21 protein-coding genes and 3 tRNA genes are annotated in these 24,861 nt (G+C 60.4%); 6 read left to right on the plus strand and 18 right to left on the minus strand.

Translation table 11 applies throughout. The features are described 5' to 3' along the window. Positions 1-61: 61 nt before the first annotated feature. Positions 62-733 carry a ribonuclease T gene (gene rnt / locus AC22G1_RS06595; protein ID WP_487316058.1) on the minus strand — a complete coding sequence of 224 codons (672 nt, stop codon included), beginning with the start codon at positions 731-733 and terminating at the stop codon, positions 62-64. A 105-nt stretch (positions 734-838) separates the two neighbouring features. Between rnt and AC22G1_RS06600 the strand changes: the two genes are divergently transcribed. After that, positions 839-1,720, plus strand: coding sequence for a flagellar protein MotY (locus AC22G1_RS06600; RefSeq protein WP_487316059.1), 882 nt, complete (start codon positions 839-841; stop codon positions 1,718-1,720). A 41-nt stretch (positions 1,721-1,761) separates the two neighbouring features. On the opposite strand, the gene gloA is transcribed toward AC22G1_RS06600, so the two are convergent. The 8 genes from gloA to rsxA are packed head-to-tail and all read right to left on the minus strand — an operon-like array spanning position 1,762 to position 8,824. Further along, positions 1,762-2,169 carry a lactoylglutathione lyase gene (gene gloA, locus AC22G1_RS06605; protein WP_050657561.1) on the minus strand — a complete coding sequence of 136 codons (408 nt, stop codon included), beginning with the start codon at positions 2,167-2,169 and terminating at the stop codon, positions 1,762-1,764. 16 nt (positions 2,170-2,185) lie between these two features. Beyond that, positions 2,186-2,821 (minus strand): endonuclease III, encoded by a 636-nt coding sequence (gene nth, locus AC22G1_RS06610; protein WP_050657562.1) that lies wholly within the window; start codon positions 2,819-2,821, stop codon positions 2,186-2,188. Beyond that, positions 2,821-3,516, minus strand: a complete 696-nt coding sequence (gene rsxE / locus AC22G1_RS06615; RefSeq protein ID WP_050657563.1) for an electron transport complex subunit E — start codon at positions 3,514-3,516, stop codon at positions 2,821-2,823. Before rsxE ends, nth begins: the two co-directional genes overlap by 1 nt. Beyond that, the gene (gene rsxG, locus AC22G1_RS06620; protein ID WP_050657655.1) at positions 3,513-4,151 is read right to left on the minus strand and encodes an electron transport complex subunit RsxG; all 639 of its coding nucleotides are present in this window, start codon (positions 4,149-4,151) and stop codon (positions 3,513-3,515) included. Before rsxG ends, rsxE begins: the two co-directional genes overlap by 4 nt. Beyond that, positions 4,151-5,206 (minus strand): electron transport complex subunit RsxD, encoded by a 1,056-nt coding sequence (gene rsxD, locus AC22G1_RS06625; protein WP_487316698.1) that lies wholly within the window; start codon positions 5,204-5,206, stop codon positions 4,151-4,153. The genes rsxG and rsxD overlap by 1 nt, the downstream gene beginning before the upstream one ends. Continuing rightward, positions 5,203-7,671, minus strand: a complete 2,469-nt coding sequence (gene rsxC / locus AC22G1_RS06630; RefSeq protein ID WP_487316060.1) for an electron transport complex subunit RsxC — start codon at positions 7,669-7,671, stop codon at positions 5,203-5,205. Before rsxC ends, rsxD begins: the two co-directional genes overlap by 4 nt. After that, a complete protein-coding gene (gene rsxB / locus AC22G1_RS06635; protein WP_487316061.1) occupies positions 7,671-8,240 on the minus strand; it encodes an electron transport complex subunit RsxB in 570 nt (189 codons plus the stop codon). Before rsxB ends, rsxC begins: the two co-directional genes overlap by 1 nt. 2 nt (positions 8,241-8,242) lie before the next feature. Further along, on the minus strand, positions 8,243-8,824 hold the full coding sequence (gene rsxA / locus AC22G1_RS06640; protein WP_050657567.1) for an electron transport complex subunit RsxA: 582 nt from the start codon (positions 8,822-8,824) through the stop codon (positions 8,243-8,245). A 93-nt stretch (positions 8,825-8,917) separates the two neighbouring features. Between rsxA and AC22G1_RS06645 the strand changes: the two genes are divergently transcribed. Beyond that, the gene (locus tag AC22G1_RS06645) at positions 8,918-9,796 is read left to right on the plus strand and encodes a DMT family transporter (protein ID WP_487316062.1); all 879 of its coding nucleotides are present in this window, start codon (positions 8,918-8,920) and stop codon (positions 9,794-9,796) included. 11 nt (positions 9,797-9,807) lie between these two features. On the opposite strand, the gene AC22G1_RS06650 is transcribed toward AC22G1_RS06645, so the two are convergent. The 4 genes from AC22G1_RS06650 to AC22G1_RS06665 all read right to left on the minus strand — a co-directional run bounded on the left by AC22G1_RS06650 (position 9,808) and on the right by AC22G1_RS06665 (position 12,444). Next, positions 9,808-11,604 (minus strand): EAL domain-containing protein, encoded by a 1,797-nt coding sequence (locus AC22G1_RS06650; protein WP_487316063.1) that lies wholly within the window; start codon positions 11,602-11,604, stop codon positions 9,808-9,810. 516 nt (positions 11,605-12,120) lie between these two features. Continuing rightward, positions 12,121-12,196: transfer RNA gene (locus AC22G1_RS06655), tRNA-Asn, on the minus strand. A 40-nt stretch (positions 12,197-12,236) separates the two neighbouring features. Next, positions 12,237-12,312, minus strand: a tRNA-Asn gene (locus AC22G1_RS06660). A gap of 56 nt (positions 12,313-12,368) precedes the next feature. Continuing rightward, positions 12,369-12,444, minus strand: a tRNA-Asn gene (locus AC22G1_RS06665). A gap of 606 nt (positions 12,445-13,050) precedes the next feature. Between AC22G1_RS06665 and AC22G1_RS06670 the strand changes: the two genes are divergently transcribed. Together AC22G1_RS06670 and uvrB are read left to right on the plus strand one after the other, a co-directional pair. Further along, positions 13,051-14,376 (plus strand): MATE family efflux transporter, encoded by a 1,326-nt coding sequence (locus tag AC22G1_RS06670; protein WP_487316064.1) that lies wholly within the window; start codon positions 13,051-13,053, stop codon positions 14,374-14,376. Then, positions 14,373-16,385, plus strand: coding sequence for an excinuclease ABC subunit UvrB (gene uvrB, locus AC22G1_RS06675; protein ID WP_487316065.1), 2,013 nt, complete (start codon positions 14,373-14,375; stop codon positions 16,383-16,385). The genes AC22G1_RS06670 and uvrB overlap by 4 nt, the downstream gene beginning before the upstream one ends. Before the next feature lie 173 nt (positions 16,386-16,558). Here the strand turns inward: uvrB and AC22G1_RS06680 are convergent, their stop codons facing one another. Together AC22G1_RS06680 and AC22G1_RS06685 are read right to left on the minus strand one after the other, a co-directional pair. Continuing rightward, the gene (locus AC22G1_RS06680; protein WP_487316066.1) at positions 16,559-17,872 is read right to left on the minus strand and encodes a sigma-54-dependent transcriptional regulator; all 1,314 of its coding nucleotides are present in this window, start codon (positions 17,870-17,872) and stop codon (positions 16,559-16,561) included. After that, a complete protein-coding gene (locus tag AC22G1_RS06685; protein WP_487316067.1) occupies positions 17,853-19,139 on the minus strand; it encodes an ATP-binding protein in 1,287 nt (428 codons plus the stop codon). Before AC22G1_RS06685 ends, AC22G1_RS06680 begins: the two co-directional genes overlap by 20 nt. Positions 19,140-19,356: 217 nt before the next feature. Here AC22G1_RS06685 and AC22G1_RS06690 point away from each other — a divergent pair, with 217 nt between their 5' ends. Further along, positions 19,357-20,013, plus strand: a complete 657-nt coding sequence (locus tag AC22G1_RS06690; protein ID WP_487316068.1) for a hypothetical protein — start codon at positions 19,357-19,359, stop codon at positions 20,011-20,013. On the opposite strand, the gene AC22G1_RS06695 is transcribed toward AC22G1_RS06690, so the two are convergent. After that, entirely contained in the window at positions 20,006-20,902 is an 897-nt protein-coding gene (locus tag AC22G1_RS06695) for a LysR substrate-binding domain-containing protein (protein ID WP_487316069.1), read from the minus strand. The two genes, AC22G1_RS06690 and AC22G1_RS06695, sit on opposite strands and share 8 nt — an antisense overlap. A gap of 148 nt (positions 20,903-21,050) precedes the next feature. On the opposite strand from AC22G1_RS06695, the gene AC22G1_RS06700 reads away from it, so the two are divergent. Continuing rightward, on the plus strand, positions 21,051-22,442 hold the full coding sequence (locus AC22G1_RS06700; RefSeq protein WP_487316699.1) for an aspartate ammonia-lyase: 1,392 nt from the start codon (positions 21,051-21,053) through the stop codon (positions 22,440-22,442). A gap of 24 nt (positions 22,443-22,466) precedes the next feature. Here the strand turns inward: AC22G1_RS06700 and AC22G1_RS06705 are convergent, their stop codons facing one another. Both AC22G1_RS06705 and AC22G1_RS06710 read right to left on the minus strand, forming a co-directional pair. Then, a complete protein-coding gene (locus AC22G1_RS06705) occupies positions 22,467-23,939 on the minus strand; it encodes a hypothetical protein (protein ID WP_487316070.1) in 1,473 nt (490 codons plus the stop codon). A 96-nt stretch (positions 23,940-24,035) separates the two neighbouring features. Further along, positions 24,036-24,812: a S1/P1 nuclease gene (locus tag AC22G1_RS06710; RefSeq protein WP_487316071.1), complete on the minus strand. Its 777-nt coding sequence runs from the start codon at positions 24,810-24,812 to the stop codon at positions 24,036-24,038. Positions 24,813-24,861: the final 49 nt, after the last annotated feature.

The following is a 24,861-nucleotide window of genomic DNA, read 5'->3' on the forward strand; positions in this document are numbered from 1 at the left end:
AATTCAGGACGGCGGCAGTTTTTCAAAATGCGCCGGCAAGATCAAGCCCTCGGCTGCATTTTTATTCAGCGCTGTCGTCGCTGTCTGGTGCGTTTTGTGCTTCCGATTCTGGTGCCGGCAAAGGCCAGCCCCCCAGGGCTTGCCAGCGGTTGACGATATGGCAAAACAGCTGGGCGGTGCGCTCGGCGTCGTAGTCGGCGGCGTGGGCCTCGGCGTTGGAGAACTCCAGCCCGGCAGCGACGCAGGCCTTGGCCAGCACCGTTTGGCCAAGGGCCAGGGCCGCCAGGGTGGTGGTGTCGAAGCTCACAAAGGGGTGAAAGGGCGAGCGTTTTTGGTTGGTCCGCTCGATGACGGCGTTAAGAAAGCCAAGGTCAAAGGCGGCATTGTGGCCCACCAAAATGGCCCGCTGGCAGTCGGCGGTCTTCATGCGCTTTCGCACCTGCTTGAAGATGTCTTTGAGCGCTTCGTCTTCGTCCACCGCCAGGCGCAACGGGTGCCAGGGGTCGGTGATGCCGGTAAATTTCAGCGCGGCGTCTTCGAGATTGGCCCCTTCAAAAGGCAAGACATTGTGAAAAAGCGTCTCGACGACGAAAAAACGCCCCTGGGCGTCTACATCTATAAGGGTGGCCGCAATTTGCAACAGGGCATCGGTCTTGGCATTGAAGCCGGCGGTTTCCACATCGATGATCACTGGGTAAAAACCGCGGAAACGCTGACTAAGAGTTGTTGACATGGAATACTGTGACTAGTGGCCGGGGGGTCATTATGACAAAAGCGGGCAAATCCCTAAAGTTGCAAAAAGATCTGCCGACACAGTAGTAGAGGTAGGGGAGAGTCTATGCTGTCCAAGTCTTTACACATCACTGCTGTTGCTGCACTGGTTATCCTGGCCGCCCAACCGGCGCCTGTGGATGCCGGCGTACGCTACTACGCAGCCAGCCTGGGCCAGTCCCAATGGCAGGTAACGGCGTCAAACCCGTTGCAATGCCGGCTGGAACACCAGATCCCCAATTACGGGGTAGCGGTGTTCAGTGCCCGTGCCAGCCGCAAGGAAAACCTGCAGTTTGCCATGGCGCTTAAAGACGGCCCCAGCCAACGCACCGTTGCCACCTTGGCAAGTGTTCCCCCCGTTTGGCAACCAGGCCTCAAAGCCGAACCCCTGGGGCAGGTGTCGCTTTACCCGCGCTACCCGGCGGAAGTAACAGACGACAGAGCCTGGGACATGCTCTCTGAGCTGGACGCCGGCCGTTTCCCCACTTTGACCTACCCTGATCGCCTGGGCCGCAACAAGGTGTCGGTGGCGCTGTCTTCCGGCAACTTCAAAAAAGGCTACGAGGATTTTGTCTCTTGCCTGGGCGGCCTGCTGCCGGTGAGCTTTGAAGACATCTCCTTCTCGGTGCTCAACTACAAGAAAAATTCCTCGTCACTGACCGAAGAATCATTGGCGCGCCTGGATTTGATTGGCCAGTATCTGGCCAACGACAACCATTTTTCCAGCATCGATATTGCCGCCTACTCCGACTCCTACGGTGGCCGCTGGGCCAACGAAGAGCTCTCTAAAAAGCGCGCCAAGGCCATCAAGGAATATCTGGTGGGCAAGGGGCTGCCGGCGGATCGCATCAGCACCGAAGGCTATGGCGAGAAGCGCCATATCGCCTCCAACAACACCGAAGAGGGCAGGGCCCTTAACCGCCGGGTGGTGTTGCAAATCAAACGCTGACAAAAAAGGCACCCGAAGGTGCCTTTTTTCATGGCTTGCCGTTAGTTACCCAGGCCCTTGCCTGCGTCTTTTTTGGCAATAAATTCAATTTTGTAGCCGTCAGGGTCTTCGACGAAGGCGATAACGGTGCTGCCGCCCAGTACCGGGCCCGGCTCGCGGGTCACCTTGCCGCCTTTGGCCCGCACTTCTTCGCACAGGGCATAGATGTCGTCGGCTTCGATGGCGATATGGCCGTAGGCGCTGCCCAAGTCGTAGCTCTCGACGCCCCAGTTGTAAGTCAGCTCGATGACGGTGTGGTCGATTTCATCGCCGTAGCCCACGAAGGCCAGGCTGTATTTGTACTCGGTGTTGTCGGACTGGCGCAGCAGTTTCATGCCGAGCACTTGCGTGTAGAAGGCGATGGATTTGTCCAGGTTGCCAACCCGCAGCATGGTGTGAAGAAGTCGCATTGCTCACCTCGTTGTTTCAGATGTCGATTTTATCTTTGAATTCGCAAAGATCTTCAATGATACAAGACCCGCAGCGGGGCTTGCGCGCGATACAGGTGTAGCGGCCGTGCAGGATAAGCCAGTGGTGCACGTCCACTTTAAATTCCTTGGGTACCACCTTTTCCAGCTTGTCTTCCACCGCCCGCACGTCTTTGCCGGGGGCAAACTTGGTGCGGTTGGAGACCCGAAAAATATGGGTGTCTACGGCGATGGTAGGCCAGCCAAAGGCGGTGTTGAGCACCACGTTGGCGGTTTTGCGGCCCACCCCGGGCAGGGCTTCCAAGGCCTCGCGGCTTTCGGGCACCTCGCCGCCGTGCTCATCGAGCAGGATACGGCACATCTTGTGAACGTTCTCGGCCTTGGCATTAAAAAGGCCGATGGTCTTGATGTAGTCCTTGAGGCCATCGACCCCCAAATCCCAGATGGCCTGGGGGGTATTGGCGGCCGGGAACAGCTTGTCGGTGGCCTTGTTGACCCCCACATCGGTGGCCTGGGCCGAGAGGGTTACCGCCACCAACAGCTCGAAGGGGGTGCTGAAGTTGAGCTCGGTGGTGGGATGGGGGTTGGCATCGCGCAGCCGGGTCAGGATCTCGATACGTTTTTGCTGGTTCATCAGTCTGCCGTGGTTACCCGCACCCGCTCGGCCTTAACCACCGGCGCCGGCGCGGTTTTGCGTTGTCGTTGCTGGTCGATGACCTTTTTAAGGGCAATGAGGAACCCCAGGCCAATAAAGGCTCCCGGCGGCAGCAGGGCCACCAGGAACTTGGCGTCGAAGTGGAACACCTCGATACGCAGGCTCTTGGCCCAGTCGCCCAGCAGGAGATCGGCGCCGTCAAAGAGGGTGCCCTGGCCAATCACTTCCCGAAGCCCGCCTAGCACCACCAGCACGGCGGTAAAGCCAAGGCCCATCATCAGGCCGTCAAAGGCGGCAAGGCCCACGGTGTTTTTGGAGGCAAAGGCCTCGGCGCGGCCCATGATCACGCAGTTGGTGACGATAAGCGGAATAAATATGCCAAGAGATTGGTACAGGCCATAGGCAAAGGCGGTCATCACCTGCTCAACGGCGGTCACGAAGGCGGCGATGATCATCACAAACACCGCCATGCGAATTTCCTTGGGCACAAAGTGGCGCACCAGGGAAACGGTGGCGTTGGAGGCGATCAGCACCAGCATGGTGGCGACTCCAAGGCCCAGAGCATTGGTGAGGGTGTTGGACACCGCCAACAGCGGGCAAAGCCCCAATAGCTGCACCAGGCCCGGGTTGTTTTTCCAAAGGCCTAAGCTGGCGATTTCTTTGAACTGGCTCATTGCGTGCCTCCACATTGGCCGGTTGCGGCAAAGAGGGCGTCCTTGTTCTGCCTGAAGTATTCCACTGTGCGGCCCACCGCTTTGACCACCGCCCTTGGGGTGATGGTGGCGCCGGTAAACTGGTCAAATTGGCCGCCGTCCTTTTTCACCGCCCAAGCCGGGTCGCTGGGGCCGGTGGGAGATTTACCGGTAAATTCGTCCAGCCAGCTGGATTTACGGCGCTCGATTTTATCGCCAAGGCCGGGGGTTTCTTTGTGCTCAAGCACTTCAACGCCAAGCACGGTGCCGTCGGGGTAGGACATGCCCACCATCAGGGAGATGGCGCCGCTGTAGCCGTCTGGGGCCACGGTCTCCATGGCCAGGGCCACCGGCTTGCCGTTTTTGCGGGCGCGAAACACCGCAAGGGGGTCTTTGGTGCCCAACAGGGCCGGGTCACTCACCTCGGTGCAATCGTGGTAGAGGTCGTTGTCGTGGCTGGCCTTGGGGATCATGGCATTCAAGATTTTCAGGCGCTGGGCTTCTTTTTGCTCGGCAATGCGGTCCTTGGTCAGCTCATGGGTGCCAGCCAAGAGCGCCGTGCAGGCCAGGGCGAAGATGCCAAGGATAAGCCCGTTCTTGCGGGCGGCAGAAAACATCATGATTTGGACCCTTCCCCGAAACTTTGGGGCCTGGTGTAGTTATCCAGCAAAGGCGCCGCCATGTTGGCCAGCAGCACCGCAAAGGCGATGGCGTCAGGGTAGCCGCCAAAGGCGCGGATAAAGTAGGTCAGCACGCCAATGAGCAAACCGAAGATAAGCCGGCCCTTGGGCGAGGTGGCGGCGGTAACCGGATCGGTGGCGATAAAAAAGGCCCCGAACATGGCGGCGCCACTGAACACATGAAAAAGCGGCGAGCCGTTGCTGTCGGGGTGAATAACAAAGCCCACAAAGGCGCAGGCAAAAAGGCCGCCCAGCACCCCGGCCGGGATCTGCCAGCCAATAACGCCGCGCCACAGCAAAAAGAGGCCGCCCAGCAAGAAGGCGCCGTTAACCCAGTTCCAGCCCAGGCCCCCTAGGGCGCTAAACAGCGGCTTTTCCATGGACTCGGACACCGTTTTGCCCTGCTTAAGGTCGGTCTTCAAGGTATCGAGGGGGGTCGCTTGGCTCAGGCCATCCACACCCAGGCTCAGCTGGTGGGCGGCAAAACCGTCGGTGGTGTAGCCGGTCATGGTCAGGCTCAGGCTGTCTTGAAAACTCGGCACATGCTCGGCAAGGGAACGGGCCGGCAGCCAGTTGGTCATCTGCACCGGAAAGGAGATGAGCAGCAGTACATAGGCGGCCATGGCCGGGTTAAAGAGGTTTTGGCCGATGCCGCCGTAAAGCTGCTTGGCCACCAAAATGGCAAACACCGAGCCGATGACCAGCAGCCACCAGGGCGCGGTGGGGGGCAGGGCCAGAGCCAGCAAAATGGCGGTAAGTAGCGCCGAGCTGTCGGTGAGCTGCCACAGGCTTTTGCGGCGCAAGATAAGGATCAGCGCTTCGGCCAGCAAGGCGCTGACGGAGCACAGTACCAGGTTGATAAGCACCCCGTAGCCGAAGAAGTAAAACAGCGCGGCGATGCCTGGCACCGTGGCGTAGGCCACCAGGCGCATAACCTGGCCTGTGGTGCGGCGCTTGTGGGTGTGGGGAGAGCTGGCGATACCTAACATCAGTCCTGACCTTCTTGAGCCTGTTTTTTGGCCTTGGCTTTGGCAATGGCGGCGGCGATGGCCGCTTTTTTACGGTCCGCCTCTGACGGGGCGGGGCTGGCCGCAGCGGCCTCGGCGCCGGGCGCCGCTGGCTCGCTTGCTTCGGCCTCGGCGCTTGGCTGGGTAGCTGCCGAGCTAGCCGCTGGCTCGCTTGCCGCCGGGCTTGGCTCAGCCTGACTTGCATCAGTCTGGTCACTTTCAGCGGCTTGCGCCTGGGCCGCCTTTTTGGCCTTGGCGCGGGCGATGGCGGCGGCCACAGCAGCTTTTTTAGGGTCTACCGGCTCGCTGGTAGCAGGGGGCTCAGCATCAGTAGCTGCGCTAACCGCGGGCTCGCTTGCTACCGGGCTTGGCTCAGGCTGATTTGCATCCGCCTGGCCACCTTCAGCGCCTTGCGCCTGGGCCGCTTTTTTTGCCTTGGCACGGGCAATGGCGGCGGCCACGGCAGCTTTTTTAGGGTCTACCGGTTCGCTGGCTGCGGGAGGCTCGGCCTCAGTAGCTGCGCTAACCGCTGGCTCGCTTGTCGCCGGGGCGCTATCGGCATCCTGCGCTGCCTTCTTGGCTTTGGCGCGGGCGATGGCGGCAGCCACAGCAGCTTTCTTTGCATCTTGGGGCGGAGCGTCGCTTTGGCCTTCTGCCGGGGCGGCGGCCTCTTTTTTGGCTTTGGCGCGGGCAATAGCGGCGGCTACGGCGGCTTTTTTGGCATCAGCTGCCGGGGCGGCGCTAGGCTCGGCCTCTTGCTGGGCGGCCAGTTGGGCTTTTTTCTCGCGGGCCTGGCGTTTGCGCTCTTCGCGAAGCGCGGCCATGTCGCTGTTGTCTGGAACCAGCTCGCCCTTTTCCAGATGGGCGCCGGCTTTCGCGGCCTGCTGGGCCTTGGCCACGTCGGCATCTTTTTGGGCTTTTACCCGGGCAAGGGCGGCGGCGACGGCGTCGCTGGCCGGAGCCGCTTCTTCGCTTCGCGAGGCCATGGCGGCCTTGCGGCGCTCGGTGGCTTCCTGGTGGCGCGCTTCCCGCTCGGCCTTGTCTCGCTCCAGGCGGTCGTTGCGGGCCTCAAAGCGCTCGCGGGCCTTGTCCGATTTGCGTTTTTCTTCCTGGGCGCTGCGAATATCGGCCTTGGCCACCCGGTAGTACTGCACCAGGGGAATTTCTGAGGGGCAAACGTAGGCGCAGGCGCCGCATTCGATACAGGCCGAGAGCTTGTATTCGTCGAGCTTTTCGTGGTCTTCGGCCTTGGCGTACCAATAGAGCTGCTGGGGCAGTAGCTCGGCCGGGCAAACATTGGCGCACTCGCCGCAGCGGATGCAGCTCATCTCGCGCCCGGCTGGCTTGAGCTCCTTGGTGCTGGGCAGCAGCAGGCAGTTTACCGTTTTGGTCACCGGCGCGGCCGGGTCATTGAGGGTAAAGCCCATCATCGGGCCGCCGATAATTAGCCGCTGTTTTTTCTCGGGCTTAAAGCCGCACTCGGTAAGGGCGTGGCTGATGGGGGTGCCGATGGGCAGCCAATAGTTGCCGGGCTTTTTCACCTGCTGGCCGGTAATGGTTACCACCCGGCGAATAAGCGGCTCGCCCAGCACCAGGGCGCGGTAGGCGGCGTAGGCGGTGCCGACGTTTTGCACCACCAGGCCAAGGTCGGCCGGAATGGCGCCAGCCGGCACTTCGTCGCCGGTGAGCAGCTTGATGAGCTGACGCTCGGCGCCAGAGGGGTACTTGGTGGGCACCACCTTCATGGACACATCGTCGAGGCTTTCAATCACCCCTTCAAGAGCGGAGATGGCCTCGGGTTTGTTGTCCTCGATGCCAATCACCACCATCCGGGCGCCGACAATACGGGCCATCAGCCGGGCTCCGGCCACCACGTTTTCGGGCTCTTCGCGGAGCAGGCAATCGTCGCTGGTGATATAGGGTTCGCACTCGGCGGCGTTAACCACCAAGGCTTCGATGGGCCGGCCACCGCCGAGTTTAACGGCAGTGGGAAAACCGGCGCCGCCCATACCGGCAAGGCCGGCGGCTTTTACTGCTTTTAGCAGCAGTGCTGGGTCGGCCTCAAAGGGATTGGCCACCGGGTGCTTCTCGCCCCACTGGTTTTGGCCGTCGGGCTCGATAACCACCGCCATGTCCCAAAGGCCGGAGGCGTGGGTCAGGGGGCGGTTCTCTACCGCCACCACGGTGCCGGAGGTGGGGGCATGGACCGGCACCCCCATCACCGACATGGGCCGTGACAGAGGCTGGCCTTTTAACACCTTCTCGCCAGCCTTGACCAACACCTCGCCAAGCTCCCCCAGATGCTGGCGCAGCGGCACCACCAAAAAGGGCGCCATGGGCAGTTTGCCGATGGGCTTGTGGTTGGACAGGCTCTTAAATTCGGGCGGGTGAATACCGCCATGAAAATCAAAGACATCGCTGCTGGAAAGCCGCTCAAGCAAGGTCAACATCAATGGGCTTCCTCAGGGGCGATTTCTTTGACCGCAATGGCGTTGAGGCGCCATTTCCAGTTTTGGACCGTGGTTTGTACCGGGCGCATCTCGATGCAATCTACCGGGCAGGGCTCGACGCACAGATCGCAGCCGGTGCACTCGCTTTTAATCACGGTGTGCATGTGCTTGGCGCTGCCGAGAATGGCGTCCACCGGGCAGGCCTGAATGCACTTGGTGCAGCCGATGCACTCGTCTTCGCGGATAAAGGCCACTTTCTTGACCGCTTCCTCGCCGTGGGCGGCGTCCAGCGGCTTGGCCTCGACTCCCATCAGATCGGCCAGCTTTTCGATGGTGGCCTGGCCGCCGGGGGGGCATTTGTTGATGGCGTCGCCGCCGGCAATGGCCTCGGCGTAGGGGCGGCAACCCGGGTAGCCGCACTGGCCACACTGGGTCTGGGGCAGAATGTTGTCTATCTGGTCGACGATGGGGTCGGCCTCAACCTTGAACTTGACCGAAGCCAGGCCAAGGATGACACCGAACACCAGGGCCAGGGCGGCAAGGGCAAGAATGGCGTAAAGAATGGTCATGGTTACAGCTTAACGAGGCCGGTAAAGCCCATAAAGGCCAGGGACATCAGCCCGGCGGTGATCAAGGCGATGGCCGGGCCCTTAAAGGGCACCGGCACGTCGGCGGCGGCCAGGCGCTCGCGCATGGCGGCAAAAAGGATAAGCACAAGCGAGAAGCCCACGGCGGCGCCAAAACCGTAAATCAGCGACTGCATCAAGGTGTGGTTTTCGTTGATGTTCAAAAGCGCCACCCCCAGCACCGCACAGTTGGTGGTGATAAGGGGCAAAAAGATGCCCAGCACCCGGTACAGCATGGGGCTGGTTTTTTGCACCACCATCTCGGTGAATTGCACCACCACCGCTATCACCAAAATGAAGGAGAGGGTGCGCAGATAGCCGATCCCCAAGGGCTCGAGCAGGTAGGTGTTGACCAGGTAGCTGCATAGGGAGGCCAGGGTCAGCACAAAGGTTGTGGCCAGGGACATGCCAATGGCACTTTCCAGCTTGTTGGATACCCCCATGAAGGGGCAGAGCCCGAGAAATTTCACCAGCACGAAGTTATTGACCAGCACTGTGCCTATCAATAACAGCAGATAATCGCCCATGGGTGGCTTGGTCCCCTTCGGCCAAAGTAGAATCAGCGGGTTATTATCGTGTTTTGTCCTCCCCTAAACAACAGGGGAGTCTGTGGGGTCTTTATGCCGTTAGTTGCCCTGGTTCTGGCCATGGCCTTGTGGGCCAGCACCTTCGTGGTGCTCAAGGTGGTGTTCGTAGAGGTGTCGCCGCTTTGGGTGATCTGCGCGAGGATGTGGATAGCCGCCATTGCGCTGCTGGTCATGAAGCGGCTCTGGGGCAAAGCCCATTACCAAAAGGGCGATTGGCGCTTGTTTGCGGCTATGTCTCTGGCCGAGCCTTGCCTCTATTTCGTGTTTGAAGCCAAAGCCCTTTTATATACCTCGGCCGGCCAGGCTGGCATGGTCACCGCGGTGTTGCCGCTTCTCACCGTTGGCGGCGCAGTACTGGTGCTAAAAGAAAAGGCCTCGCCACGGTTGTGGCTGGGGCTAGCCATGGCCCTGGTGGGGGTATTGTGGCTGAGCGCGGCCGGCACTGTGTCTGCCGATGCGCCCAATCCGCTGCTGGGCAATAGCCTCGAATTTGCCGCCATGGTCTGCGCTGCCGTCTATTCGCTGTCGCTGAAAAAGCTCTCCGACCGGTACTCGCCGCTGTGGCTGACCGCCATCCAGGCCATCAGCGGCTCGCTGTTTTTCCTGCCTCTGGCGCTATTGAGCGCCCCGGTGCCGAGCGGGCTTAGCAGCCAGGCGCTGCTGTCCATGCTGTATCTGGGGCTGGGGGTCACCCTCGGGGCCTATGGGCTGTACAACTTTGCCATGGCCAGGCTCCCGGCGGCGCGGGTGGCGGTGTTTGTGAACCTGATCCCGCTCTTTTCACTGGTGATGGCCATGGTGCTTTTAAATGAGCGGCTTAGCCCCAGCCAACTGCTGGCCAGTAGCCTAGTGCTGCTGGGGGTGATGGTGAGCCAGCAGGGGGCCGCGAGGGATGAAAAAAACGCCGCATGATGCGGCGTTTTTTATGGGTTCATGGTCAGGGCTGAAGGCCCGAAGGGCACCGGCCTTGCCAGGTAATAGCCTTGCAGGCCGTCGAGGCGAAGGTCGGTCAGTACCATGCGCTCTTCTGCGTTCTCCACGTTCTCGGCCAGCACTTTGACCCCCAGGCGGTGGGCAATATCCACCAGGATACGCAGGTAATACTGGCCGTCTTTGTCCTGGTCTATGGCGCGGCTGAGCGCCGCGTCCACCTTCACAAAGTCGGGTTTCAGGGCCTTGAAGAAGCGAATGGCGCCAAGGCCGGTGCCGAAACGCTCGATGGTAATGCGGCACGCCATCTTGTGCAGCAGCTCTATAAAGCGCTGGCTGGCGCCCACCTGGCGGATAAGCCCGGCTTCTGGCACCTCAAACACCAGGTGGCGGGCAAGCTCGGGGTGAGCCAGCAGCTTGCGCTCAAGCCAAATCACAAAGTGCGGGTCTTGCACCGTCAGGGCGTTGAGGTTGATGGCGTACATGGAGCGGCCAAGGGGTTTGCCCACCAGCTCCTTGAGCGCGCATTCCATCACCAGTTTATCCAGTTGCTGGATAAGCCCCAGGCGCTCGGCCATGGCCATCACCGAGGCAGTGGGCAGCAGCCGGCCGTCTTTGTCGTGGCAGCGGGCCAAAATTTCGGTGTAGTGCACCTCGTTGCGGTTAACCCCCTGGATGGGCTGGGCCAGCAAGGTCAGGCCCTGGCCGGTGAGCAGGTATTGGATATGGTCGCGCCATTGCTGCTGGGTGCGCTGCTCAAGGGATTTATTGGGGCCAAGGCCGGCGTCCACATGCCAGCCCGGCTGGCCCTGGGCCATGGCCAGCGACAAGGTGGTGTCGGCCAGGGACAGGGCGGCGGTTAAGGTGGTGTCTTTAACCAGGGCGCCGCCAATGTAGGCGGGCATCTGTTCTTTGGACTGATTGCGAAGGGACATCAGCTCCGCCATCAGGTGCTGGGCAAACTGGTCCAGCTCGCCCAGCTCGCCGGTGGCAACCAGCACCATAAAATCGCTACCCGAGAGGCGATAGCTGCGGCACGCCAGCTTTTTGCCGGACTGGCGCTTTAAGATCTGGGCGAGCTCGCGCAGGTATTGGTCGCCGGCGCTGTAGCCGTCTTCGTCGTTGATGGCCCTCAAGGCCGTGGCGCGAATAAGCAGCAGGCCAACGGCGTTTTTGTTGGCTAGCTCGCGGCCTAATTGGTCGTTAAAGGCGCGGCGGTTGGGCAGGGTGGTAAGAGGGTCGCTCAGCACCTGCTGGCTCAAGGCCTTTATTACCCGTTGCTGTTCGGCGCTTTGCTGTAAGACTCGGGCGCGGGCTTCGGCAATGGCGGCCAGGGTGCCATTAAAGGCATCCACCGAGATGCTGCCGGGCAGCTCTTCACCTTCTTCCAAGTGGTCGATGAGCTGGCTCAGCTCTTGGTCAACGATTTTCAGGCGCTCAAGGATGCGCTTTTTAATGAGGTAGACGAGCACGCCACCTGCCAGGGGAATAAGCAGTGCCAGCAGCAGCGCTATCTCTATCTGGGCATAAAGGGCGGAGCTGTCCAGGCGCCAGCGCAGGGGGCCAAGTTGTTGCTCCTTAGCGCCCAGCAAGGCGCCCATAACGGAAGCGGCCAAGGCGCCGTGGCGAGGGGCGCGGGCCTGAGCCTCGGTGCCGGGGCGCTGCCATTGCAGCCAGTCCGGCGGCGCCGGGGAGTCGGGTTGCTGTTGCCAGGCAATGGCACTTTGCACCGCCAGTTGCTGTTGCTCGGCCAATTGGGCACGACCAATCATCACCAGGCTGAGGGTCATCAGCAGCCAAGCGACAAAAGTTAAGATAAGCAATGAAGAGGCAGACGCTGCACCGGGTTTCATTGTTTTAATTCCCCTCCAATGGGCACTCGGACGGTAGCTGTTGAATTTTAAACTAAAACAGCCTGACTCCAGATCTAAACCATAACCCCTGGCATTTCCATGACAGGCCTGGAAAAAGGCGACGAAGACCGCTGGCAATAAGCCAAATTTCTTATATTGGCGCCGGGTCAAGGAAATAAGGCCTTTTTAAGAAAGTCTGGCGGCGTTGCGCCAGCTGCGTATCGGCGGCCCATCGCCGCACTTTAACGAAGGATGCCTGGCTTTAATAACGATATAACCTGCTAAATGCCTGGCTTCTGCTGCTGTGGGCCTTTGGATTGTGGCTCCCCCGGCTGGACTTGTACGGGGCCGCCCAGATCTGTGACATGGCCTGCCATGCAGGCCTAGTGCTTTGGGGAACACCTATCAAAACCAGGAAAAGAAAAAGGCCAGCTAACGCTGGCCTTTTAGTATTGGCTCCCTCGACTGGACTTGAACCAGTGACATACGGATTAACAGTCCGCCGTTCTACCGACTGAACTACGAGGGAATAAATTGTCTCGCTTGCGCGAACCGCCGTAGCGGTGATTTGGCTCCCTCGACTGGACTTGAACCAGTGACATACGGATTAACAGTCCGCCGTTCTACCGACTGAACTACGAGGGAATAAATTGTGTTGCCCTAGGGGCTGACACCGCGCCAGGCGCCATGTCGTTTTAAACTGGCTCCCCCGACTGGACTTGAACCAGTGACATACGGATTAACAGTCCGCCGTTCTACCGACTGAACTACGGGGGAGCAACGGTGGCGAATGTTATCCACGGCCCCCGGGGCTGTCAACACTAATGATACCCAGAAAAGTCCGATTGCTTGCCTTTTGGGCAAGATGACGGCCCATTGACCAAAAGTGCGTTTTTTCGGCCTGCATGGCCGGTGGGGCGATCAGCTGCTTTCGTTACTTTAAACCGCAAATAAATGACTGATCCGTCCTCACGCCAGAGCCGGTAAGGGCTGGCTTAAGTTATCCACTTTTTCTGTGGATAACTCTGTGGGGAAAGGCGCAAGAGCCGCGCTTGGCGCGGCTTCGCCTGGAATTTGCGAAAAAAAAGCGCTATCGCCGTTCAGGTATTTATTGCTTATAAATCAAATGGTTAAAAGGTAAGTAATTTTCTTACAGTGGGGCGCTTTCAGCTTTGTGACAAAGCTGTAATAGGATATTCAAGGTGTGAATTAACTTGCCGAAATCGGCCGGGCCAGGAGGGAAATGCCCGTGGGGGCGCGTAAGATAACGGCTTGGCCTGAGCCTGGCAAGGGGTGAGTGGGAAAAAGGCAGAAAACATGGTCGTTTTCGGCTTGGGGGCGTAAACTGGCCGCTTTCACGTATTTCTGTCTGGATCTTCATTCATGGCGCGCGCTGCACACGATCTGCTAGCCGGGGACATCAACAGTACCCTCAAGCAGATGACCGTCTCCCTGATGTGGGGGATGGCGACCATGATGACTTTCAACCTGGTCGATACCCTTTTTGTCAGTCGTCTTGGCACCCACCCGCTGGCTGCCATCAGTTTTACCTTCCCCGTGAGTTTTTTCCTTATCAGCCTCACCATTGGTCTGGGGATTGGCACCTCTGCGGTGATCGGCCATGCCCTGGGGCGGCGCTGCGCCGAGCAGGCCAAAGAGCAAGGCAACGCCGCTATCTGGTTGGGAGTACTGCTGGTGGCGATACTGGCGGTACTGGCCTGGCTGCTGCAAGACCCCATCTTCTCGGCCCTTGGCGCCAGTGCCGAGCAACAAAAGCTTATCGCCCAGTACATGAATGTGTGGTTTGCCGGCAGCCCGATGCTGGCCATCCCGATGATCGCCAACGCCGTGATGCGTGCCAACGGCGACACCGTCACCCCCAGCCGCTTTATGGTGCTGGGCGGCATTATCAATGCGGTAATGGACCCGGTGCTTATTTTTGGCCTGGGGCCTTTTCCGCGCATGGAGCTGGCTGGCGCGGCCCTTGCCACGGTGCTGGCTTGGGCCGGCGGCTCGGTTGGGGTGCTGTTTATGCTGTATAAGCGGCAGCTGGCGCAGTTTTGCCTGCCGGGGCTTACCATGGTGCGCCACTGGCGCTCCTTGCTGGTGATTGGCTTGCCGGCGGCTGGCGCCAATATGATGACCCCGCTGGCCATGGCGGCCCTTACCGCCATGGTGGCGCAATTTGGCCCGGCTGCCGTGGCGGCCTATGGTGTTGGCTCGCGCCTTGAATCCCTCTCTACCCTGGTGGTGCTGGCGCTGTCCATGAGCCTGCCGCCCTTTATCAGCCAGAACATGGGCGCCGGGCAGCTCGAAAGGGTGCGAAGCGCCTACAAAGGGGTGGTGCGCTTTGTGCTGGGCTGGCAGGGCCTGTTCTACGTGGGTCTGCTGGTGCTGGCCTTTCCCATCAGCTGGGTGTTCGGTAAGGACCCCAAGGTAGCCGAGTGTATTCGGCTCTTTATCTTTATTGTGCCCCTGGGCTATGGCCTGCAAGGGGTGGTTATCCTCACCAATTCATCTTTTAATGCCATTCATCGCCCGGCCAAGGCACTGACCATGTCGGTGCTGCGCTTTTTTGCCGCTGCCGTGCCTTTGGCTTGGCTCGGCGGGCACTTTCTCGGCTTGCCGGGATTCTTCGCCGGGGTGGTGCTGGCAAATTTGATTAGCGCGACCATCGCCTACCGCTGGTTTACCAAGGAGACGGCATGAGCAAAGACTTTATCCTGCACTCGGCCTACCAACCGGCCGGCGACCAGCCCACCGCCATCGCTCAGCTGGTAGACGGCCTGGAGGCGGGCCTGGCCCACCAGACTCTCCTTGGGGTAACGGGCTCCGGTAAGACCTTTACCATGGCCAACGTCATTGCCACCCTGGGCCGGCCCACCATCGTCATGGCTCCCAACAAGACCCTGGCCGCCCAGCTTTATGGCGAGATGAAAGAGTTCTTCCCGGAAAACGCCGTGGAGTACTTCGTCTCCTACTACGACTACTACCAGCCCGAGGCCTATGTGCCGGCGTCCGACACCTTTATCGAGAAGGACGCCTCCATCAACGACCATATCGAGCAGATGCGCCTATCGGCCACCAAGGCATTGATGGAGCGGCGCGATGTGGTGATCGTTGCCTCGGTGTCGGCCATCTACGGCCTTGGCGACCCGCAAAGCTATTTGTCGATGATGCTGCACATCCGCCAGGGCGACATCATCGACCAGCGCGCCATGCTGCGCCGGCTGGCTGAGCTGCAATACACCCGCAATGAAGTGGCTTTTAGCCGCGGTACCTACCGGGTGCGCGGTGAGGTGATTGACATTCACCCGGCCGAGAGCGACGAAGAGGCGGTGCGTATCGAGCTTTTTGACGACGAAGTGGAACGGATCAGCACCTTTGACCCCTTAACCGGCCAGGTGCTCAGAAGCGGCCTTGGCCGCATCACCATCTACCCCAAGACCCACTACGTGACGCCCCGTGAGAAGGTGCTTGAGGCGGTGGAGAGCATCAAGGTGGAGCTTAAAGGCCGCCTTGAGGACCTTCGCAGCAACAGCAAGCTGGTGGAAGAGCAGCGCCTGGCCCAGCGCACCCAGTTCGATATCGAGATGATGGTGGAGCTGGGCTATTGTTCGGGCATCGAGAACTACTCGCGCTATCTTTCTGGCCGTAACCCCGGCGAGCCGCCGCCGACCCTGCTCGATTACCTGCCGCCGGACGGCTTGATGATCATCGACGAGTCCCACGTCACCGTCTCGCAAATTGGCGCCATGTACAAAGGGGATCGTTCCCGCAAAGAAACCTTGGTGGAATACGGCTTTCGCCTGCCCTCGGCGCTGGACAACAGGCCGCTTAAATTCGACGAGTTCGAGGCCATAGCGCCGCAAACCGTGTATGTCTCCGCCACCCCCGGCAAGTACGAGCTGGAGCGCTCGGCAGGGGAAATCGCTGAACAGGTGGTGCGCCCCACCGGCCTGTTAGACCCGGTGGTGGAAGTGCGCCCGGTTGGCACCCAGGTGGACGACGTGTTGTCAGAAATTGGCAAGCGGGTCGAGGTCAACGAGCGGGTGCTTATTACCACCCTCACCAAAAAAATGGCCGAGGATCTCACCGAATACCTAAACGAGCACGGAGTGCGGGTGCGTTACCTGCACTCGGACGTGGACACGGTGGAGCGGGTGGAGATCATCCGCGACCTGCGCCTGGGCGAGTTTGACGTGCTGGTGGGCATTAACTTGCTGCGCGAGGGCCTGGATATGCCCGAGGTGTCTCTGGTGGCCATTTTTGATGCCGACAAAGAAGGCTTCCTGCGCTCCGACCGCTCCCTTATTCAGACCATAGGCCGGGCCGCCCGTAACCTTAACGGCCGCGCCATCCTTTATGCCGATAAAATCACTGGCTCCATGCAGCGGGCCATGGATGAAACGGCGCGCCGGCGGGAAAAACAAGAAGCCTTCAACCTCGAAAACGGCATTGTGCCCAAGGCGCTCAACAAGAAAATTGCCGATATCCTGCAACTGGGCGACAAGAACGACAGCGACGGTAAGGCCAAAGGGAAAGGCAAGGGCCGCAAAGACAGCGCTCCTTTGCATCTGGACGCCAAAACCCTGGCCAGCGAGATGGAAAAAATCGAGAAGCAGATGTACCAGCACGCCCAGAACCTGGAGTTCGAAGAGGCGGCGCGCCTGCGCGATCAATTAACTACCATGAACGCGCAGCTTAAAGCGTTGTAAAAAAGGCGGCCTGTGGCCGCCTTTTTAAAACCCCAGCTCGCTGGCGTAGTAGTAAAGGGCCAGCATCACCAAGGTGATGATAATGAGCGCTGCTGCTTGCCAGAACTTTTTCATAAGGCGTTCCTGCTTTTTTCCTTACGTTAATGCCTGGGCGCCTTTTTGTTAACCGCTTTTTATGACAGGCCGTGTTTTTCCAGCCGGTATAACAAGGCTTTATAGCCAAGGCTGAGGTAACGGGCGGTCTGGCGTTTGTTGCCGCCGTTAAGGGCCAGGGCCTTGTCCAGGCAGTGGCGCTCAAAGGCTTCCCAGTCCAGCCCTCCGGCCGGCAGCTTGACGCTGAATTCGCTGGCACCCTCGCCAAGGGGGCTGATGGGCATGTCTTCTCCCAGCAGCACCAGCCGCTCCATGCGGTTGGCCAGCTCCCGCACGTTTCCCGGCCAGTGGTGGCTCATCAGCTTTTCCAAAAGGCCATGGCCTAAGGCCGGCGGGTTAAGGCCGTGGCGGCGGGCATAGAGCGCCAGAAAGTGGCGGCTAAGGGCCGGAATGTCGTCGCGGCGCTCGCGAAGGGGCGGCAGGGTCAGGGGCACCACGTTCAGGCGATAGAAAAGGTCTTCGCGAAAACGCCCGGCCTGCACCTCGGCTTTGAGGTCACGGTTGGTGGCGGCGATGATGCGCACATCGATGCTGCGCTCCTGGTGCTCGCCAAGGCGGGTCACCTTGCCCTCTTGCAGTACCCGCAGCAACTTACTTTGCAGCACCAGCGGCAGCTCGCCTATTTCATCCAAAAAGAGGGTGCCGGTGCTGGCCGCCTCAAACTTGCCGGTTTTGGCCTGGGTGGCGCCGGTGTAGGCGCCTTTGTCGGCGCCAAAGAGTTCGCTTTCGGCCAGGGCTTCAGGAATGGCGCCGCAGTTGATGGCTACAAAGGGCTTTTGGGCGCGGCGCGACAACTGATGCAGGGCGCGGGCCGCCAATTCCTTGCCGGTGCCGGACTCCCCTTCGATAAGCACGGTGGCGTCGGTGTCGCTGATGCGCGCCAGCCGGCTTTGCAGCTGCTGCATGGCGGCGGAATTGCCGATGATCTCGGTGAGCTTGTGCTGGTCGGCCAGGGCCTGGCTTAGCCGCTGGTTGTCGGTTTTGAGGCGCTGGGCGCGGCTGACTTTTTCAAGGGTCAGCTCCAGCTCCTGGCGGCTAAAGGGCTTGGAGAGGTAATCGTCGGCGCCCTGGCGCATGGCGTCCACGGCGTGGCTGATGGTGCCGTAGGCGGTCATCATCACAAAGGCCGGGCTCTGGCTAAGGCGCTGGGCGGCGCGCAGCAGCATCAGGCCGTCGCCGTCGCCAAGCTTCCAGTCGCTCAGCACCAAATCGACCTTGCCAAGATGCGGCTGGGCCTCGGCCACCGAGGCGGCCAGCACCAGCTCATAGTTGCCCAGCAGTTGGGCCAGCAATTGCCGTTGGTCGGCGTCGTCTTCAACCAGCAGCAGGCGCATGGCTGTTCTCCGGCAGATAAAGGGTGGCGACGGCGCCGCCTTGGGGGTGGTTGTCGAGGCTCAGGCGCCCGCCGTAACGCAGCCGCACCAGCCTTTCGGCAATATACAGGCCCATGCCGGCGCCGTCGGCCTTTTGGGTGGCGTGAGGGGTAAAGAGCCGGGCTTTGGCGGCGTCACTGAGCCCCGGGCCTTGGTCGCGCACCTCAATTTCAAGGCCACCGGCCAGTGCCGTCACCCTGAGGCTGGCCTCCTTGCCCGGGGCCGCCTCCAGGGCGTTACTCATCAGCGAATGCAAGATGGCGCGAAGCTCCGACTCGTCCCCTTTCAAGGTGCAATGCTGGGGCAGTTGCAGCTGCCACTGGCCGCCGATGCTCAGGCGCACATCGGCCAGCAGTTCGGCCAGCACCAGGGGCTGCTGGCGGTTTACGCCCTGGGCCGAGAGGGTCAGCAGCGCCTTGATGTTGCTGTCCATCTGTTTGAGTTTTTGGCGGATGGCGTTTTTTTGCGGCTCATCCAGCTCCCCTTCCAAAGTGAGGCCTATGGTGTGGATGGGGTTACGCAGGCTATGGGCAAGGCCACGGGCAATATCGCCAAGCTCTGCCAGGTGGGCCTGGGCCCGCACCCTTTCTTCTTCCTGGCGCAATCTTTCCAAGTCTCGGCTCATATGGTTAAAGCCTTCGATGGCGCTTTTCATCTCCCGCATGCCCTGGGGCTTTAAGGTGACCCCTTGCTCGCCTTTGGCAAGACGACTAAAACCGCTGGCCAGCAGCTCAAGGGGCCGCGAAAAGGCGTGGGCCAGCAGGTAGATCCCCAGCAGCGCCAGCAGCGAGGTGACCCCAAGGCCTATCCACAGCTTGATGTTGGCGCTTTTGACCACGGTAAAAGAAGGCGAAGGGGTGATGCGAAAGCGCTGCTGCTGGGCCTTTTTCAGCGCCTCACTTGCCTGGCGCCGGGCTTTTTCTACCTCCAGGCGCATTTTTTCCTGGTTGCGCTGGAGCTCGGCGCTTTTGATGCGCAGCACCTCTTGGCGCAACTGGGCGGCGTCTTTAGGGGCGTATTGGTCAAGCTCAGGCGGTACTTCGATATTCACCTCTGGCGGCTCCGGCACTTTGATGTCGTCCAGGACTTTATCCACCATTTCGTTGCTGATGGCCGCCACTTCAAAGTTGATGTCGTCTTTTAAGCTTCTCAGTAGCCACATCTGGGTGCCGGCCAGCAGCAAGAACAGGGCGCCAAAAAGGGCAAACAGGCTGTGTTTAACGCGCATAGAACCTCCGTTTGCAAGCACCCTAGCAAAGGGCCGGGGCGGCGCCTAGCGCCCACCGGCAGGCGCTTTGTTGGCCAGCGGGCGCCTCAAATGGGGGCAGAGTCCCCATATGGGGACATCCCAATTTGCCGTGTTTTTGTTAATGCACTGAATTTAAAGGCATTTGTGAGTTGGCATGACTTTCTCAATAGTGAGAGCCCAATCCAAGGAGCGTCTTATGAAAATGCTATCGCTATTGAGTCTTGCCACCCTGGCTGCCCTGCAAAGTGCCTGCGCCGCCGACGCCAATACCTCCAAAGCCGCGCCGGTGGCGATGACGGCCCCGAGCCCTGACGCCACGCCGCCCAATGCGCCACTCCAGGCGGCCCCAGAGGTGCCTAAGGACGTGCCTGCTGCCAGCGCCGAGCCAACAGCAATGCACAAGCACCGCTTGGTGATAAACACCGAGAATCACCACCTGGACTTGTCGGCGGCCAGTGACGAGGAGCTGCACCAGGCGTTGGTCAAGGAGCTTGGCAGCGAGGAAGAAGCGCGCCAGTTGGAAAAGGACATTACCCAGCAGCTAAAAATGGCCGAAATTGAGCGTGAAAAGGCAATGAAAATCGCCGAAGTGCAGCGCATCAAGGCCCAGAAGATAGCCAAGGTGGCCATGGCCCGCGCCCAAAAGGAGCTAAAGCGGGTACAGATTGAGCTCAAGGCCCACAGCGCCGAGCTAGGCAAGCTGCGGGTTATGCCGCCCATCCCGCCCCATATCGAGGTGCCAGACATCAAGGACGTGGATGTGATTGTCGATTTTATCGACCAGGCCGAGCTTAGCGACAGCGACCGCCAGACCATCGCCAAGGCATTGGAGCGCAGCAAGGCCGCTAAGTAGCGGCCAGTTGCTGCCAGAGCCGGTCAAGGGCGGCCTTGTGCACCAAGGTGCAGCGATAAAGGCGAATTTCAAGAGGGGCCTGGTAACGCGCCGGGCCCAGCTCTAAAAGGCGCCCGTCTGCGAGCTCCTGCTCGATGCAAAGCCTTGGGAGCCAGGCCACCCCCAGCCCTTTTAAGGCCATGCCTTTGAGGCCGTCGGCCATGGCGGTCTCAAAGAGGGTGCGAAGGCGAAGGCGAAGGCCGTCGTTGGCCAGCATCATGCGAAGGGTGCGGCCCAAAAAGGCGCCCTGGGTGTAGGCCAGCAGTGGCACGGTTTCGTCGGTTTCGAGATTCCAGCGCGCCAAGCCGTCTTCTCCTGGCGCGCACACTGGCACCAGGGCGGTGCTGGCAAGAGGCAGGGAAGGGAAGGTGGCGCTATCGAGTTGCAGGGCCGAGAGCGGATCGTAATAGACCAGCATCATATCGCACAGGCCTTCTCGCAGCTGGTGCACCGCCTCTTCCACGTTTAGCGCCGCCAGGCGGATGGACTGCTGGCTACCCAGAGGCAGCTGGCTAAGCCAGTCTGGGAAAAAGCTGTTGGCCAGGGAATGGGCGGCGGCGATATCCAGCACCTGGGCCTGGGCCGGTTGCAGGCCCCGCACCCTCGCCACCGCTTCGGCCAGTTGGTCGGTAACAGAGCGGGCGGTGAGCAAGAACAGCTGGCCTTCGCTGGTTAAATCCACCGGGGTCTTGCTGCGGTCAATCAGCGCCGCCCCTACGGCGTCTTCCAGGGCGCGAATGCGGCGGCTAAAGGCGGGCTGGGTAACGTGGCGGCGGGCGGCGGCCTGGGAAAAGCTGCGGCAACTGGCCAGGGCCAATAAGTCTTCAAGCCACTTGCTGTCGATATCCATGGGGTTGTCCGTTGGTTATGCCGAAACGGCATGAGCCTTGAAACAATAGCATTGGCAAAAGCCCTGGCCAAGGCCTCACCATAGCGCCACTTTTCACCCACAGAGCAGTACCGTGACCGCCTTTCCCCACCCCGCCAGTGACGCCCCCCTGTTTCGCCAGGAAAAAGACTTGTTAGGTTATTTGGATGTGCCTGCCGATGCCTATTACGGGGTGCAAACCCAGCGGGCTTTGGACAACTTCCAGCTGACCGGTGTGCCCCTGTATCACTTTCCCAAGCTGATTTTGGGCCTGGCCATGGTGAAAAAGGCGGCGGCGCTGGCCAACGCCGAGCTTGGCCATTTGCCGGCGGCTAAAAAAGACGCCATCGTGCTGGCCTGCGACCGCATCATCGCTGGTGAATTTCACGACCATTTCGTGGTGGACATGATCCAAGGCGGCGCCGGTACCTCCACCAACATGAACGCCAACGAGGTGATAGCCAATATCGCCCTTGAACACTTGGGTCATGCCAAAGGCGCATACCAAGAGCTGCACCCTAATAATGATGTCAACCTGTCCCAGTCCACTAACGACGCCTATCCCACCGCCATCCGGGTCGGCCTGCAACTGAGCCATGCCGAGCTGGTGGACAGCCTGGCGGCGCTGCGCGACGCCTTTGGCACCAAGGCCGGCGAGTTCAAAGACATCATCAAAATGGGCCGTACCCAATTGCAGGACGCAGTGCCCATGACTCTGGGCCAGGAGTTTGGCGCCTTCGCCACCACCTTGGGGGAAGACATCGAGCGTATCGAGGGGCTTTACGATCTGTTGCGGGAAGTGAACCTCGGCGGCACCGCCATCGGTACCGGCATCAACGCTGACCCTCGCTACGGCGCGCTGGCCACGGCCCATCTGTCCGACATTTGCGGCCATCCCATGCGTTTGGCCAAAGATTTGATTGAAGCCACCTCCGACATGGGCGCCTTCGTGCTCTTTAGCGGCATGACCAAGCGCCTGGCGGTGAAGCTTTCCAAGATTTGTAACGATCTACGCCTGCTCTCATCCGGCCCCCGTACCGGCTTTGGTGAAATCAACCTGCCGGCCCAGCAGCCGGGCTCCAGCATCATGCCCGGCAAAGTGAACCCGGTGATTCCCGAGGCGGTGAACCAGGTGGCCTACCAGGTGATTGGCAACGACTTGGCCATCACTCTGGCCGCCGAGGCCGGGCAGCTGCAGCTCAACGTAATGGAGCCGCTCATTGCCTACAAGATTTTGGAATCCATGCGCCTTCTGCGCCGGGCCATGGACATGCTGCGCGAGCGCTGCGTGGTCGGTATCAGCGCCAACGTGGAGCGCTGCGAGGCGCTGGTGAACCAGTCCATCGGCCTTATCACCGCCCTTAACCCCCATATCGGCTACGACAACGCCACCCGCATCGCCAAGGAAGCCCAGGTAACCGGCAAGGGGGTGCTGGAGCTGGTGCGAGAAGAAGGGCTTTTGGACGAGGCGCTGCTGGCCGAGATATTAAAGCCGGCCAATATGGTCCGGCCCCGGATGTAAAAAAGGCCCCGTTCGGGGCCTTTTTTATAAGCTGCTGTGGCTGCGGCTTAGCCGCAGGCTGTCACTGGCGGCAAGCGTACTGGCCTGGCTTTGCTGCTGGGCCAGGCTTTCAAGCACGGTGCCGTAGTAGAGGGCGTCGCTGCCGCCGAGGTTGTCGTCCCGCTGGTCTTGAAAGAGGGCGCTTTCGCTGCCACTTAGCAATTTCACCGTCACGCTGCCAGCGGCAAGGTCACTGGCGCTCATCAGCAGGTTGCCGCTGCTGTCTACCACCTTGGGCAGATTGACCTGGCTGGCGGCCGGGCCCAGCACCTGCATGGCCATGTACACCTTGCCGCTACTGCTGTAGGCCGACACCAGGGTGCGCTGGTAATCAAACTGGCTGGCCGAGGCGCCGCCCAGGGTGACGCAGGCAAAGCCGGCGCCGCTGCAGCTGGCGCTAGTTTGCGGGTCGGCGTCAGACAGATTAAGGCTGCCGAGCAAGTCTACGTCTACGCCAGCGTCCGGGGCGCTGATGGCGCTGTGGCGGGCGATGTCCCAATTGAGGTAGCTGCCGTTGGCGCGGTAGTACCAACTGGCGCTGGCCAGACTGTCGCTGTAGCCAAAACGGGTGTCGCTGGCGGCGAGGGTTTGCCAGTTGTAGATGTTGCTGTCAGACACCACTTTGAGCACCGCGTTGTCGGTGGCGTCCTCGTTTAAAAAGCTGATGGCCGGGGTTTGGTCGAGGGCGACCAGGTCGACCCCGTCGCAGCTGGCGCTTTGGCTGCAAAGGGCGCTGGCGCTGATAAAGGCGTAACCCACCATGTCGCTGGCCTTGCCGGTGTCGCTGTCGTATTGGCCGTAGGCGGTAACCAACAGCGGGTGGTCTTGGTAGACGGTCAGGGTCAGCTTGGTGTTGCTGGCGGTGGTGGTGACATCAACGCCGTTATCCAGCCGGTAAATCACCGGCGCGACGCTAAAATCGCTGGGCACGTTGATGTTCATATAGCCGGTGCTGCTGGCCGGCTCGCTGTAGGTGCCGCTCACGCAGCTGCCGCTGGTGGTGCTGCTGGCCACGCTTACGGTCATGGCCCCCAGCAACGAGGAAGAAAGCGCCGTGACGTTGTACTCGGTAAAGGCCTGGCCGGTGGTGGTGGTGGTGACCGCCAGGTAGCCGCCGCTTGGCACGTCGCTGTCGTAAACCTTGACCTTGCCGTCGCTGTCGACGCTAAGGCGGGACGACAAACTGCCGTCGGCGTTGTAGAGGGCAACGGCCGGGTCGGTAATGGCGGTGGCGTAATAGTAGGTGGCGTCGCCTTCACTGTTGCTGCTACCGGTCTGGTAATAGACCTGGCATTTGGCGCTGTTGGTATTGGCGAGGCTATCGGATTGCAGTGTCACCAGTTGCAGGGTAAAGCTGCTGCCTTTGGTGTCGGTGCTGTCCGAGCCACCGCCGCCACAGGCGGCCAGCAGCAGGGCGCTGAAAAAGGGAACAAGAAAACGCAGATTATTATTGGGCATGGGCAAGGTCTGATAAGGGCGGGTATGACACCCGCCCTGTATAACCCCAAGCCGGGCCGTTACCAATAACGGCCCGGATGTTTCCTTGGTTTTACCTTATTTGTCAGCGCCTTTGTCGTAAATGGCGTTGAGCATGCGCGCCAGGCGCTCGGCGCCTTTTTCCATGCGCGCTTCAAGCACCGGCCCGAAGTGGTCTACGTATTCCTGGCCCATGGTCTTGTGCTTGGCGTAGTAGCGGTAAATGTCTTCGGTCACCTTGTAAGAGCCGTTGGCCCAGGCCAGCGGCTGGCCACCGGCGTCTTTGGCGCTGGCAAGGCTGGCGAGCTTGTCACCAAAGTGCTTCCAGTCGTCGCCGCCCATGTGGCTGAGCATGCCGTAGTCCCAAATGCCGTGCAGGTTCTTCTGCTCGCCAAAGAAATCGCCCATGGCCTTGTTGCCGCCCCAGTCGTCTTCATAGCTCACGTGCAGAGGTTGGTGCAGATCGCCCACAAAGTGCGACAGGAAAAAGAGCGCCTGCCAGTCACTGGGGTCTTTGCTCAGCACCGCCTGATAGTGGCGGATACCCGAGAGCACGCAGCCGTGCGGCGCGCAGTCGCCAGCGTCAACCTCGGTGGCGCCACGTTTGACGTTGATGTAGTGCAGCGGCTTGGACCAATCCCATTGGTGATCTTTTTTGATGTCGTCAGCCCAGGTGCAGCTCTCGGCAAAAGAGCCGTACTGGCCTTGGCTGGCCACCACTTTATCCAGGGCGTGCTGGGTCTTGGGGGTAGTGAGGTCGTAGGCGGCCTGGCAGAACGCCTTGTGGCCGTTAAAGCCAAAGGCCAGGGCCTGGGTAGATAAGAGCAGGGAAAGAAGCCAGAAAAAATGACGCATGGTTGTTATCTCCTGTTTTTGTGGCGCCATTTTACCCGGCTTTGATGAC

The organism is Gallaecimonas zhanjiangensis (assembly GCF_057624825.1).

Bases quoted from the DNA above. Each gene is read 5' to 3' on its own strand.
- rsxA (WP_050657567.1), bottom strand. From the start codon at position 8,824: ATGGGCGATTATCTGCTGTTATTGATAGGCACAGTGCTGGTCAATAAC.
- uvrB (WP_487316065.1), top strand. From the start codon at position 14,373: ATGAGCAAAGACTTTATCCTGCACTCGGCCTACCAACCGGCCGGCGAC.
- AC22G1_RS06680 (WP_487316066.1), bottom strand. From the start codon at position 17,872: ATGCGCCTGCTGCTGGTTGAAGACGACGCCGACCAACGGCAATTGCTG.
- AC22G1_RS06600 (WP_487316059.1), top strand. From the start codon at position 839: ATGCTGTCCAAGTCTTTACACATCACTGCTGTTGCTGCACTGGTTATC.
- AC22G1_RS06685 (WP_487316067.1), bottom strand. From the start codon at position 19,139: ATGCGCGTTAAACACAGCCTGTTTGCCCTTTTTGGCGCCCTGTTCTTG.
- AC22G1_RS06645 (WP_487316062.1), top strand. From the start codon at position 8,918: ATGCCGTTAGTTGCCCTGGTTCTGGCCATGGCCTTGTGGGCCAGCACC.
- AC22G1_RS06670 (WP_487316064.1), top strand. From the start codon at position 13,051: ATGGCGCGCGCTGCACACGATCTGCTAGCCGGGGACATCAACAGTACC.
- rsxE (WP_050657563.1), bottom strand. From the start codon at position 3,516: ATGAGCCAGTTCAAAGAAATCGCCAGCTTAGGCCTTTGGAAAAACAAC.
- rsxG (WP_050657655.1), bottom strand. From the start codon at position 4,151: ATGTTTTCTGCCGCCCGCAAGAACGGGCTTATCCTTGGCATCTTCGCC.
- gloA (WP_050657561.1), bottom strand. From the start codon at position 2,169: ATGCGACTTCTTCACACCATGCTGCGGGTTGGCAACCTGGACAAATCC.
- AC22G1_RS06705 (WP_487316070.1), bottom strand. From the start codon at position 23,939: ATGCCCAATAATAATCTGCGTTTTCTTGTTCCCTTTTTCAGCGCCCTG.
- rsxC (WP_487316060.1), bottom strand. From the start codon at position 7,671: ATGTTGACCTTGCTTGAGCGGCTTTCCAGCAGCGATGTCTTTGATTTT.
- AC22G1_RS06695 (WP_487316069.1), bottom strand. From the start codon at position 20,902: ATGGATATCGACAGCAAGTGGCTTGAAGACTTATTGGCCCTGGCCAGT.
- AC22G1_RS06690 (WP_487316068.1), top strand. From the start codon at position 19,357: ATGAAAATGCTATCGCTATTGAGTCTTGCCACCCTGGCTGCCCTGCAA.
- AC22G1_RS06650 (WP_487316063.1), bottom strand. From the start codon at position 11,604: ATGACCCTCAGCCTGGTGATGATTGGTCGTGCCCAATTGGCCGAGCAA.
- AC22G1_RS06710 (WP_487316071.1), bottom strand. From the start codon at position 24,812: ATGCGTCATTTTTTCTGGCTTCTTTCCCTGCTCTTATCTACCCAGGCC.
- nth (WP_050657562.1), bottom strand. From the start codon at position 2,821: ATGAACCAGCAAAAACGTATCGAGATCCTGACCCGGCTGCGCGATGCC.
- rnt (WP_487316058.1), bottom strand. From the start codon at position 733: ATGTCAACAACTCTTAGTCAGCGTTTCCGCGGTTTTTACCCAGTGATC.
- rsxB (WP_487316061.1), bottom strand. From the start codon at position 8,240: ATGACCATTCTTTACGCCATTCTTGCCCTTGCCGCCCTGGCCCTGGTG.